This is a genomic window from Micromonospora sp. ANENR4, assembly GCF_015354395.1.
Taxonomy (GTDB): Bacteria; Actinomycetota; Actinomycetes; order Mycobacteriales; family Micromonosporaceae; genus Micromonospora; species Micromonospora aurantiaca.
In genome coordinates this window covers 163963-176713 of the sequence record NZ_JADKYQ010000004.1, presented here as the reverse complement: position 1 = coordinate 176713, position 12751 = coordinate 163963, and the positions used below count along the sequence as shown (strand labels likewise).

General features: G+C 76.4%; 7 protein-coding genes (1 of these 7 cut by a window edge). All 7 read right to left on the bottom strand.

Annotated elements, in window-relative coordinates; all coding sequences use genetic code 11:
* Tightly spaced (each overlapping or abutting the next), the 7 genes in view from IRY44_RS08920 to IRY44_RS08890 form a layout consistent with a single transcriptional unit that may run on beyond the window.
* Nucleotides 1–2618: the 5' portion of a non-ribosomal peptide synthetase gene (locus tag IRY44_RS08920; RefSeq protein ID WP_194799964.1), read on the bottom strand. The gene continues 895 nt to the left of window position 1, outside the view; 2618 of the gene's 3513 nt are visible here — the first part of the coding sequence; it begins with the start codon at nucleotides 2616–2618; its stop codon lies beyond the left edge, outside the window.
* On the bottom strand, nucleotides 2615–4267 hold the full coding sequence (locus IRY44_RS08915) for a polyketide synthase (protein WP_194799963.1): 1653 nt from the start codon (nucleotides 4265–4267) through the stop codon (nucleotides 2615–2617). Before IRY44_RS08915 ends, IRY44_RS08920 begins: the two co-directional genes overlap by 4 nt.
* Nucleotides 4264–6597, bottom strand: a complete 2334-nt coding sequence (locus IRY44_RS08910) for a non-ribosomal peptide synthetase (RefSeq protein WP_194799962.1) — start codon at nucleotides 6595–6597, stop codon at nucleotides 4264–4266. Before IRY44_RS08910 ends, IRY44_RS08915 begins: the two co-directional genes overlap by 4 nt.
* Nucleotides 6594–7949, bottom strand: coding sequence for a DUF6002 family protein (locus IRY44_RS08905; RefSeq protein WP_194799961.1), 1356 nt, complete (start codon nucleotides 7947–7949; stop codon nucleotides 6594–6596). The genes IRY44_RS08910 and IRY44_RS08905 overlap by 4 nt, the downstream gene beginning before the upstream one ends.
* Nucleotides 7946–9097 carry a potassium transporter TrkA gene (locus tag IRY44_RS08900; protein ID WP_194799960.1) on the bottom strand — a complete coding sequence of 384 codons (1152 nt, stop codon included), beginning with the start codon at nucleotides 9095–9097 and terminating at the stop codon, nucleotides 7946–7948. Before IRY44_RS08900 ends, IRY44_RS08905 begins: the two co-directional genes overlap by 4 nt.
* Nucleotides 9078–11750: an amino acid adenylation domain-containing protein gene (locus IRY44_RS08895; RefSeq protein WP_370584900.1), complete on the bottom strand. Its 2673-nt coding sequence runs from the start codon at nucleotides 11748–11750 to the stop codon at nucleotides 9078–9080. The genes IRY44_RS08900 and IRY44_RS08895 overlap by 20 nt, the downstream gene beginning before the upstream one ends.
* On the bottom strand, nucleotides 11747–12751 hold the full coding sequence (locus IRY44_RS08890) for a class I SAM-dependent methyltransferase (protein ID WP_194799959.1): 1005 nt from the start codon (nucleotides 12749–12751) through the stop codon (nucleotides 11747–11749). Before IRY44_RS08890 ends, IRY44_RS08895 begins: the two co-directional genes overlap by 4 nt.

The following is a 12751-nucleotide window of genomic DNA, read 5'->3' as shown; positions in this document are numbered from 1 at the left end:
AAGTCGGCGGCCCGCCGGTCCACAGTGGGGGTGCCGACCACCAGGTCGGGCAGGCCGGTACGCCGGCCCAGCACCAGCGTGAACGCGGCGAGTACGGCGGCGGCGGGGGTCGCGCCGAGCCCGGCGGCGAGGTCGGTGAGCGCGGCAGTGGCGGCCCGGTCCAGCCGGGTACGCACCGTCGCGCTGGTGTACGTCTGTTCGGCCGGCCGGTCCCGTCCCCCGGGGAGTCGCAGCACCACAGGCGCCCCGGTCAGGTGCTCCAGCCACCAGTCGAGGTCGGCGGCGGCGCGGCGCCGGGCACGGTCGGCGCGCCAGGCCACGTAGTCGCCGTAGGTGGCGGGCAGCGGCGGCAGTGGCGGCCCGTCCCCGAGCGCGGCCCGGTACGCGGCGGCGAGGTCGGCGTAGAACAGCGACTGCGACCAGCCGTCGAACACGGCGTGGTGGGCGTACACGGCCAGCACGTGCTCGTCGGCGCCGGCGCGGATCAGTTCGGCCCGCCACAGCGTGTCGGTGGCCAGCGCGAACGGTGTGGCGGCGCTCGCCGCGAGATGGCCGGCGAGATCGGTGCCCGGGGCGAGGTCGCGTACCGGCAGCGGCACCGGTGTGGACGGGTCGGCGACCGCGTACGGCACGCCGTCGCGCTCCGGGATGCGCCAGCGCAGGATCTGCTGGCGGTCCGCGACCGCGGTGAGCGCCGTGGCGAGCGCCGCCACGTCGAGCGGGCCGGTGATCCGTTCGGCGAACGCGACGTTGTACGCGGACGCGGCGGCCGGGAAGTAGCGGTCGAGGAACCACAGCCGCTGCTGCGCCGGGGACAGCGCCGGTGGCCGTCCCCGGACGGCGGCGTCGGCCGGGCCGGTTCCGGCGGCGGCGACGGCGCGGGCGGCGATGCCGCGTGGCGTCCGCCCCACCAGCACGTCCTCGATGGCGAGGTCGCGGCCCAGCCGCTCGCGCAGGTCGGCGACCAGCCGCATGGCGGTGATGGAGTGCCCGCCCTGGTGGAAGAAGTCGTCGTCGCGGCCGACCGCCGGGACGTCCAGCAGCGCCGCCCACGCCTGCGCGACGAGGCGTTCGGTGTCGGTGGCGGGCGGCTCGCCGGACGGCACGTGAGCCGGTCCGGCCAGGTCGAGCGCGGCCAGCCGCTCGGTGTCGATCTTGCCGTTGATGGTGATCGGCAACGCGGGCATGGTGAGCATCCGGGCCGGTACGGCGGCGGGCGGCAGCAGCCGGGCGCAGTAGTCGCGCAGCTCGGCGGGGGCCAGGCCGGTCGCCACGTACGCGACGAGTTCCTGACCGCCGGCGCCGGCGCGGACCTGGACGCTGGCCAGGTCGACGTCCGGGTGGCGGCGCAGCACCGCCTCGACCTCGCCCAGCTCGATCCGCTGCCCGCGGATCTTGACCTGCCGGTCGGCCCGGCCGAGGAACTCCAGGCTCCCGTCCGGCAGCCACCGGGCCAGGTCACCGGTGCGGTAGAGGCGCTCCCCCGGCTTGCCGGAGAACGGGTCCGGGAGGAACCGTTCCGCCGTGCGGGCGGCGTCGAACAGGTATCCGCGGCCGAGCCCGGGACCACCGGCGAGCACCTCGCCGATCTCCCCCGGGCCGACCTCGCGCAGCTCGTCGTCGACCAGGTGGATGCGGTGGTTGGCGGCGGGCCGGCCGATCGGGATGGGCCGGGTCCAGTCGCCGCTGCCCTCGAACCAGGTCACCAGCACCGTCGCCTCGGTCGGGCCGTACACGCTGATGAAGCGGCGCCCGCCGGCGGTCCAGCGGCCGACCTGTTCCGGGCCGGTGGCCTCGCCGCCGGTGACGACCAGCCGCACGCCGGAGAGCCGGTCCGGGTCCAGCAGCGGCAGGATCGGCGGCGGCAGCACCACCACGTCGACTGCCTGCTCGGCGCAGATCCGGTAGAGCCGGGTCGGGTCGGCCCGCTCGGCGTCACCGGCGAGCACGACTGTGCCCCCGGCGGCGAGCGGGGCGAGCATGTCGGCCACCGACGCGTCGAACCCGATCGAGGCGAACGCCAGGCACCGGGTCGCCGTGTCGAACCCGGAGAACTCCGCGATCGAGGTGATCTTCTCGGTCAGCGCCCGGTGTTCGATCACCGCGCCCTTGGGCTGCCCGGTCGACCCGGAGGTGAACATCGCGTACGCGGTGGTGCCGAGCGTCGCCGGGGTCGGCTGCCAGGGCGCGGTGCCGGTGGGGACGTCCAGCACGGTGCGTCCGGTGAACGCCTCGGCGGCGGGCGTACCCACGACGACACGCAGGCGGGCCTCGGCGGCCAGTTCCCGCAGCCGTCCGGCCGGCAGCGCCGGGTCGAGCGGGACGTACCCGGCGCCGGCCGTCTGCACGCCGAGCAGCGCGACCACCAGGTCCGGGCGGCGGTCCACGCAGACGCCGACGAGGTCGTCCGCGCCGATGCCGTGGGCACGCAGCGACGCGGCGAGCGCGGCGGCCCGGCCGACCAGGACGGAGTAGCTGAGTGTCAGGTCGCCCTGCACCACGGCCGGGGCGCCGGGACGCCGCCGGGCGTGCGCCGCGACCAGGTCGGGCAGGCACACCTGCGGGTAGGGCAGCTCGGGACCGACCCGCTGGTCGCGCTGATCGTCGCGGACGGTCATCGCGGTGCCTCGATCCAGTGCCGGGTCCGCCGGAACGGGTAGCCGGGCAGCGGCACCCGCCGGCCCGGCGGGACGGCCGGCTCGTCACCGGCGCGCCAGGCGCGAACTGCGGCGTCGTCGTCGGAGGCCGGGTCGCCGGCCGCGAGCGCGGTCAGCCGGCGCACCGCCTCCCCCGCGTCGGCGCAGGCGACAGCGTCCCGGTACGCCAGCCGCCGCCGTCCCACCGCGAGCGTGTGCGCCACGTCGGCCACCGCCAGGTCGCCGTCGGCAAGCCGGACGGCCAGCCGCCGGGCCAGTTCCCGCAGCGCCGCCGGGCTGCCCGCGGACAGTCCCAGCACCACCGGGCCGGGTGCCCCGGCGTCCGGCTCGTCCGTCGCGGGCGCGGGCTCGACGAGTACGTGCGCGTTGGTGCCGCCGAGGCCGAACGAGCTGACGCCCGCGCGTCGCTCCCCCGTCCACGGCCGGGTCTCCGCGCCGACTTCGGCACCCGCTGCGGCCAGGTCGATGTCGCCGTGCGCGGCGGTGAAGTGCGCGGTACCCGGCACCTGCCCGGTGCGGACCGCGTACACGGCCTTGATCAGCGAGAGCACGCCTGCCGCCGCGTCCAGGTTGCCGAAGTTGCCCTTCACCGAGCCGAGCAGCAGCGGCGCGCGGGCGCCCCGGCGTACCCGGGCCAGCGCGTCCACCTCGATCGCGTCGCCGACCGGCGTGCCGGTGCCGTGCCCCTCCAGGTAACCCACGTCGGCCGCGTCCCAGCCCACCGACGCCAGCGCCTCCGCCAGCACCGCCGCCTGCCCGGACACGCCCGGCACGGTGAAGCCGGGCCGGTCGGCGCCGTCGTTGTTCACCGCCCACCCGGCGAGCACGGCGTACACGTGGTCGCCGTCGGCGCGGGCGTCGGCGAGCCGCTTGAGCACCACCGCCCCGGCGCCGTTGCCGAACACCTGCCCGGTGGCGGCGGCGTCGTACGGGCGGCAGATCCCGTCGGTGGCCAGCAGCCCGCCCGGCCGCAGCCGGTACCCGGCCTGCCGGGTGGACACCACCGCCGCGCCGCCCGCTATCGCCACGTCGCAGCGGTAGTCCAGCAGGCTCTGCCCGGCCTGGCACACCGCGACGAGCGCTGTCGAGCAGGCGGTCTGGACCGCCACGGCCGGGCCGGACAGCCCCAGCGCGAACGCGGTCCGCGTCGGCAGGTAGTCGCAGCCGGAACCGGTCAGCGCATCGTCCCAGTCCTCGGCGAGCGTGCCCGCCGCCGGTGCCAGCGCGGGGTTGCCGAGCAGGTGGTGGTGCAGGTAGCGGTTGGGCGCGCATCCGGCGAACACGCCGATCTGGGCCGGGTCGCGGTCCGGGTCGATCCCGGCGTCCTCCAGGGCGTGCCAGGCGACCTCCAGGAACAGCCGGTGCTGCGGGTCGAGCAGCGCCGCCGCCTCGGCGGGATAGCCGAACAGGTCCGCGTCGAAACCCTCCAGGTCGTCGAGCCGGCCGAACGCCGGTACCCAGTCCGGTCCGCCCGGCACGCCCTCGCCGGCCGGGGTCCGGCGCACCGAGTCCACCCCGGACAGCAGGTTGCGCCACAGCGCCTGCGCGTCGTCCGCGCCGGGGACCCGGCAGGACAGGCCCACCACCGCGATCCGCTCGTCCGCGCTCACGCCCGTCCCTCCCCACCGCCCGCGGCCCGCGCGGCGGCGCGACGGGCCATCCGGCGTCCGACCGCGGCCAGCCGGCCGTCCTCCGGTACGCCCGCAGCGTCCCCTGACGTCTCCAGGTACGCGGCCAGCGCCGCCACGGTCGGGAACTCCACCAGCCGGGCCAGCGGCACCCGGCGGCCGAGGTGTTCCTCCAGGTACCCCTGCACCAGGGCGAGCTGGAGCGAGTGCCCGCCCGCCTCGAAGAAGTTCACCAGACGATCCACTGTGGGCAGTCCGAGCACCGCGCACCAGCCCGCCGCGATGGCCTGCTCGACCGGCCCGGCCGGCGGCCCGGAGGTGACCGGTACTCCAGCGTCCGGTCCTCCGGCGTCCGGGTCGGGCAGGGCGGCCTGGTCGAGCTTGCCGGTCGGCCCGATCGGCAGCTCCGGCACCGCCACCACCGCCCGGGGCACCATGAAGTCCGGCAGCACGGCGGCCAGCCGTTCCCGCAGCGCCGACGGCTCGACGACAGTCCCGGCGGCGGCGACCACGTACGCGACGATCTCCTGCTCGCCAGCGCCGGACGCGCCTCGCCGCGCCACCACCGCCGCGTGGGCCACGCCGGGCTGCGCCGCCAGGCACGCATCGATCTCGCCCAGCTCCACCCGGTAGCCGCGGATCTTCACCATCCGGTCGCCGCGGCCCAGGTAGACGAGCGTGCCGTCGGGCAGCCGCCGCGCGATGTCCCCGGTCCGGTACGCGCGCACCCCGTCGTACTCGGTGAACCGGGCCGCGGTCAGCTCCGGCAGGCCCAGATATCCGAGCGCGACGTGCGGGGTCCGCACGACCACCTCGCCGGTGAGGCAGGCGGGGCGTCCGGCCGGGTCGGTCAGCACCACCTCGACGCCCGGCAGCGGGTGCCCGATCGGCACGACTGCCCGCCCCGGGTCGGCGTCCGGCGGCAGGTGGTGCTGCGCGGCGAAGCTGATCTCGGTGGTGCCGTACCCGTTGACGAACACCACGCCCGGCGCGAACGCCCGCCGGGCCAGCGTCACGTCGTGCCGGGTGACCTCCTCGCCGCCGAGGACGACGGCGCGGACCGACGGCAGCCGCCCGTGCTCGCCGAGGCTCGCCACCACGTACCGGAAGACGGTGGGGGTGGAGTGGTAGACGGTGACGCCCCGGTCGGCGAGCGCGCCGGTGAGATGGCCGAGGCCGTGCGTGCGGACGTCGACCGGGACGGCGGCGGCGCCGGACAGCAGCGCGCTGAACGTGTCGGTGACCGCCATGTCGTAGCCGAACGAGGTGAGCACGCTCGTGCGGTCGTCCGGCCGGACGGCGAAGTTGCGCACGTGGTTGCGGACACCGAACAGCACGTTGCGGTGGCTCTGCACCACGCCCTTCGGCTTCCCGGTGGACCCGGAGGTGTAGAGCACGTACGCCGGGTCGTCCGGGCGCGCGGGCCCGGCCGGCACCGGCACGCCGGCCTCGCCCCGGCGCAACGACACCACCGGCAGCTCCAGCCCCGCGTCGGCCGCGAGCGCGGCGGCCCGCTCTTCGTGGCCGGGGTCCGCGACGATCGCCCGGACGCCTGCGTCGCGCAGCATCGCGGCCAGCCGGGCCGCCGGGTACGCCGGGTCCAGCGGCACGTACGGCGACCCCGACGCCAGCGCCGCCAGGATGCCGGTGATCGTGGCGACGCCGTGGCGGCACAGCACCGCCACCGGCGCCGCGACGTCACCCGGCCCGGCCAGCGCTTCGGCGGTCGCGGCCACTGCCGCGCCCAGTTCCCGGTAGGTCACCGTCGCGTCGTCGGCGAGCACCGCCGCCCGCTCCGGGTACGCCCGCACCGCCGCGGCGAACGCGGCCGGGATGGTGTCGCCGCATACCCGGCCGGCCTCGGTGCCGTCGCCGCCGTGCAGCCGCCACAGGTCCGGCGCCGGACGCCGCTCGTAGCGGGCCGACGGCAGCACCCCCGCCGACGAGGCGTCCGGGTCCAGCGTGGACAGGACATCGGCCAGGTCGGCGCGGAGGTCGTCGGCGTACGCGGCGGGCAGCCCGGACACGGTGACGCCGGCCAGGCCGGGGCGCACCTCGACAGTGGCGTCGACCGGGTGGTCCGGCGACGCCGGGCGCACCGAGCGGCACAACTCCCGGATCGGCGCGTCGGCGGTCAGGTCGAGCGTCACCGGGTCGCCGCCGTGCCGCAGCGTCACCACGGGGGATCCGGTGTACCGGCGTACCACCAGAGCCGTGGCGGTGAGGACGACGGCGGCCGGGTCGGCGCCCGCGGCGCGCGCCCGGGCGGCGAACCGCGGCGGCAGGCCGAGCGGCTGCGGAGACGGGCTCACCGCTGGTCCAGGGCGGCGGCGACCACGTCGGCGAGCGTGGACACCTCGGCGTCCGCCTCGGCGATCCGGAAGTCGTCGCAGTAGCTGCCGGTGCCGTGCACCACGATCTCGTGCCCGGCCGGGAACAGGCCCCGGTCGACGGCGTTGCAGACGCCGGTCAGCGCCATCAGGATCGACCACTCCCGCAGCCGGGCCGGATCCTCGGGCAGGGTCAGACCGGCGTCGGCGAGCCACTGCCGGGCGACCGGGTAGCGCCGGACGCACTCGCGCCGCGACACCACGATGCCGTCGCCGCCGTGCCGTTCGATGAGTGCGTTCATGGCCGGGGAGGTCACCGGGCGGTGCGTGTAGAACGTCGGGTCGAGCACCTCGGCCGGGTCGTCGGTGACGGCCGGGAAGCGCAGGTCGGCGTCCTGCGTCCAGACGCCCCGGCTCTCGTCGAACGTGTACGCCGGGCAGTGGTCCCGCTCGAACGAACCGTGGCGCAGGCTGAGCACCATGTCCGGCGTGCCGAGGTGCTGCACGAGCAGGAAACCGGGCCGGTCGGCCGGGTCGGCGTCGCCGGCCGCCTCCAGTACGTCGCGGCCCAGGTTGTAGCCGAGCAGGCCGAACGCGCTGGACACGGCGTGCGCGTGCCAGCGCGAGCCGGTGGCCGGCGACACGTCGGCCTCGAAGGCGGCCCGGGCGGCGTCGGCGACCAGGTAGTTGCGCAGGTCGAGGGTGTACCAGAGGGTGACGCCGTGCTTGTCGTACGCGGTGGCGGCGTACTCGTCGACGAACGCGCGGCCGAGCGCCTTCACGCCCTCCGGGTCCGCGCCGGTGTACCGCAGCAGCGGGTTGACCGCGCGGGTCGCGGGATCGTCGGCGAGCGCGTCGTGGCGGAACTTGTGCCGGGTCGCCGCCGGCGCCAGCACCACGATGGACAGCTGCTCCGGGGTCACCAGCCCGGCCGCGTACGCGCGGGCCACCGAGTCGCGCAGCGCGACGCCCTTGTTGCCGGAGGTCGGGGTGACGATGCACAGCCGCTCACCGGTACGTCGGATGTGCTCCACCGCGCGGGCGACGATCACCATCGAGGCGAACGTCTTCGTGGTGCGGGTGCCGGGGTTGGCGGTGAGGTCGAGCATCGTCAGGTCGTGCCCGCCGTAGTGACCCAGCGGGGACCAGCTGACCGTGGCGGCGGCGTAGAACTCGCGTACCGCGGGGGTCAGCTCGGGCAGGTCGAAGCCGGGCGCGAAGCCGGGCGTGCCGGGCGCGTCGCCGGGGACCGCGCCGCACCGGCGCACCGCCGACGCGACGACGTCGTAGTAGTCGGTGATCATGTTGCGGGTGGCCGGGGTGGTCACGGTCATCGGGCTTCCTCCAACACACTCCGGGCCGGCGCCGGCGGCACCGTTCGCAGATGGTCACGCAGGGCGGTGAAGCGGCAGGCGATCTCGGGCAGCTCGCCCGCGTGCCAGCCGCCGGCCAGGTCGGGCCGGTACGCCGCCAGCGCTGCCCGGGCCCGCTCCGGGTAGCGGACGTGGCCGCCACCGACCTCGACGCCGTCGCGGCGCCCGGCGGCGGTGTTCCAGGCGACCGCCTGCGCCACCGGCAGCTCGGCCGGCAGCCGCAGCTCGGTCCGGCCGGCGGTGAGCCGGACCGGGTAGCCGCCCGGCAGTCCCAGCGGCCCGGGCAGGCTCGCCGTCACCTCGTCGCCGGTGGCGAGCGCCGCCACCAGGGCCGCCCCGGCGTGCCCGGCGAGCGCGTTCAGCTCCGGCCGGGGCAGCGCGCGGTAGCCGGCGAGCAGCCCGGTGACGTCCGGGACGGGCCGGCCGTCCAGCCAGGCGCGTACCTCGGCGGTGTCCTCGTCGTCGGGGCCGGGCGCGGCGAGGTGGGCGTGGTGGCCGAGCACCGCCAGCCGGCGCTGGCCGGGACGGCCGAGCGCGGCGTCCAGGCACGCGGCGAGCGTCGCCACGTTGCCGATGCCGCAGCGCACCGGCAGGTCCCGCGCGGCGAGCAGCGGGTTGACCGCGTCCGGGAACGCGCCGTTGACGAGCGTCGCGCCGGGCGCGCCGCCGGCCAGCGCGGCGGCCAGCCGGGACACCAGTTCGGCCTGCAGCGCCAGCGTCACCCCGAAGCCGGCCGCGGCGATCAGGTCCGTCCAGGCCGACGGCGCCGCCGCCCGCTCGTACGGCGACTGCGCGGACGCGGCGCAGACCAGCACGTCGGGCCGGAGCCGGGCCATCGAGGCGGCGTCGGCGGCGTACCCCTCCCCCGGGTCGGCACCGGGTTCGACGGTGAACGGCCGGGCGGTGACGGCGACGGGGGTTCCGGCGACTGTGGCGCGCACCCGCGCGGCCCGGGCGAGCGCGTGCGCCGCGTCCGGGTCGCGGGCCAGGACCGTCACGCGCAGCGGCACCGGGGTGGGCGTCGCGGCCAGGGTGTGGCACAGCGAGCGGGCCAGCCGGCCGGCGCCCACCACGACGACGTGCCGCGCGTCAGCGGACCGGGCTGACATCGCGCCCCGCCTCCGTGACCCGGTCGACCCAGTCGGCGAACGATCCGGCGCGCAGGCAGCTCGCCGGGGACACCTCCAGCCCGGCCATCTCCCGTACCCGCAGCGCCATCCGCAGCGCGGTCAGCGAGTGCCCGCCGAGCGCGACGAACGTGTCGTCGTCGTGCACCGCGTCGACGCCGAGCGTGGCCCGCCACGCCTCGCGCAGCCGGTCGGTGAGGGCGCCACCGGCCGGTTCCGCCGCGACCCCGGCGGGCCGGGGCGGTGGCGGTGGCAGCTCCAGCCGCGCGACCTTGCCGTTGGGCAGGCGGGGCAGCCGGTCGACCAGGACGATCTGGTCCGGGCGCATCGCGGACGGCAGCGCCGAGGCCAGGTAGCCCTGGAGCAGCCCGGTGGTCAGCAGGTGGTCGGCGGGCTCGTCCCGCGGCGTCGCCGCCGGTGGTGGTTCCTGCGGCCGTACGGCGTATACGTAGCTGACGTCGGCGTCCGCGCCGACGTTCCAGTCGCCGATGTCGTGCACCTCGAACCCGGCCGCGCACAGCAGCTCGCGCACCTGCGGGGTGGTCACGCTGCTGCGCTCGACCTCCAGGCAGACCTGGCGGATGCGGGGCCAGTGCTCGGGGCGCAGCCCGCGCAGCACGCTCAGCTCGGCACCCTCGGTGTTGATCTTCAACAGGTCGACGCGGTCCAGCTCGAAGCGGTCCAGCAGGTCCGACAGCGTCACCGTCGGCACCACGTGCGCCACCGGGGCCAGGCGGCGCCGGGCGTCGGCCAGGAGCGCCGCCTGTTCGGTCTCGTCGGCGTCGCCGCCGCCGTGGCGGTAGTGCGACCGGACCAGGTCGGAGGCGGCGCCGGCCCGGTCGGCGCCGAGGCCGGACAGGTAGCTCAGCTCGGGGAACGAGGTCAGCTCGGCGGTGCCGGCCGCGTCGGTCACGGCGGCCTCGACGACCGACGCGGAGCCGGCGTAGAGGCCGAGGTTGGCGCGCAGGTACGGCAGCGTGTCCGGGTTCGGTTCGACCGCGATCAGCCGCACGTCGCGCGCCTGCCGGGACGCCCAGAGCGAGAACAGCCCGATGTTGGCGCCGACGTCGAGGACCACGGCACCGTCGCCGACGCGCACGCCGAAACGGGCATACTCGGCCTGGTCGAAGATCTGCCGGTAGAGGAAGACCGCCTCGTCCGGCGACGCCGCGGTGACCGCCATGCCGTTCGGAAGCGGGAACCGCGGCAGCTCGCCGACGGCCGGGGCCTGCCGGGGCTGCGGCACTACGTACCCGACCAGGCGCGGACCGTCGTCGGTGTCCGGGACGGTCACCACCACCGCGTCGTGCACGGCGGGATGCTCGCGCAGCACGGCGGCCACCTCGCCCGGCTCCACCCGGACCCCGCGGATCTTGACCTGGTCGTCGGCCCGGCCGCGGAACTCCAGGAAGCCCTGCGGCGCGATCCGCACCAGGTCACCGGTGCGGTAGAGCCGCGCGCCCGGCCGCGCCGGGTCGGGGCGGAAACGCTCCGCCGTCCGCTCGTCGTCGCGCAGGTAGCCCAGCCCGACCGCGACCCCGCCGATCCACAGCTCGCCGGTCCCGCCCTCGGGCACCGGGCGCAGGTCGTCGTCGAGCACGTGGGCGGTGACGCCGTCGATGATCCGGCCGATCGGGGCGATGCTTCCCGCGTACGCCTCGGCGCAGTCCCAGTAGGACACGTTGATCGAGGTCTCGCTCGGGCCGTACCCGTTGAACAGCCCGCACGGCAGCACCTCGCGCAGCCGCCGGACCAGCCGCATGTCCAGCGCCTCGCCGCCGCACAGCACCCGCCGCAGCGTGCCGCAGCCGGCGAGCTCCGGCTCGTCGAGCACGTGCCGCAGCATGGTCGGTACGAAGTGCGCGGTGGTGACCGCCTCCCGCTGGATCAGCCGGACCAGCCCGAGGCTGTCGAACTGCAGGCCCGGCCCGGCAACGACAACGGCGCCGCCCGCGATCAGCGGAGAGAGGATCTCGTGCACCGACGCGTCGAACCCGATCGACGCCTTGTGCAGCACCCGGTCGTCGGCGGTGAAGCCGAACCAGTCGTGACCCCAGGCCAGCCGGTTGACCAGCCCGGCGTGGTGCAGCACGACACCCTTGGGCCGGCCGGTGGAGCCGGAGGTGAACAGCACCAGCGCGGCGTGCTCGCCCGGCGGCAGCCAGCCGGTGCGATCGGTCAGGTCGGCCGGCGACCCGGCCCGCGCGGTACGCACGTCCCGCCACCCGGTGGGCGCGGGCGCGGCGACGGCAGGCGGCCGGTCGGCGTACAGGACGAGCCGGGGCGCGGCGGCGGCGAGCATCTGCTCGGCCCGGCCCGACGGCAGCTCGGGGTCGATCGGCACCGCCACCGCGCCCACCGCGAGCGTCGCCAGCAGCGACGTCACATAGTCGGCGGACCGGTGCAGGTACAGGCCCACCAGGTCACCCGGCCGCACGCGGGCGCGGCGCAGCAGCTCGGCCGTCGCGCCGACCCGCTCCCACAGCGCGGTGTAGCTCAGCTCGCCGTCCGGGCCGACGATCGCGGGCCGGTCGTCGTCGGCACCGGCGGGCCGGTGCACCAGGTCGATCAGGTAGCGCGGGCCGGTCAGATTGCGCGGGCCGGCCAGGTCGCGCGGGCCGGTCACGGCGCTCACCGCGTCCTCGTCGCGACCGCGACGATCGCCATCCGGGGCACCTCGGCGACGAACTGCCCGTCGGCCCGGTAGACCAGCGGACGGGCCGGCACGTCGTCGCGACCGATCCCGGCCAGGTAGCCGGTGTGGTCGAAGTGGCGGGTCAGCAGCCCCCACACCTCGTCATCGGTGAGCGTGGCGAAGTAGTCGCGCACGCCGTACATGTCGCCGACGTAGTCGCGCATGCCCGCGGAGGCGGACTCGGCGCTGTCGGCGCGCACGATCAGCGGGTCGTACAGGTCGACGACGCGTACCGGCAGCCCGGCCGCGGTGAACAGTCCGGTCAGCTCGGCGCGGCTGAAGTGCCGGTAGTCGTGGCCGCCGGCGGCGTGCGGGTGCACCACCTCGCCGAAGAACCCGGCCATCGGGCTGGACTCGTCGAAGTCGTGCAGCACGATCCGGCCGCCGGGCCGGACCACCCGGGCCGCCTCGGCCACCGCCTGCGGCCGCCGGGCCGCCGGGATGTGGTGCGTGCCGTACGCCAGCAGCACCGCGTCCATACCGGCGTCACGCAGGAACAGGAAGTGCGCGGCCTGACGGACGGCAGGCAGGCCGTGGGCGAGCGCCTTGTCGACCATGTGGCCGGACAGGTCGCCGGTGATGAACGCCAGTTTGGACTCGAAGCAGGCGGACTGGCTGCTCGCGGCGCGGGCCACAGTGCCGTCGCCGCCGAGCACGTCGAGAATGAGCGTGACCGGGGCGGCGGCGTCCGGGGTGGCGAGGTCCAGCAGCCGCCGCATGCCGGTCCAGCGGACGAGCGTGTCCCGCTGGGCCCGGCGGTAGGAATCGCCCCGGCCGGTGGAGTCGGTGTCGAACTCGCTGACCGTGCCGGCCAGTTCCGCGAGTGCTGCGTCCGCGCCGGGGCGGCCGAAGTCGAGCAGTTCGCGCAGTTGCGGGTGGAGGGTCGCCACGGTGTGCAGGTAATCGCGCAGGACCAGGGACGGAAGGTACGGCCGGCTCAT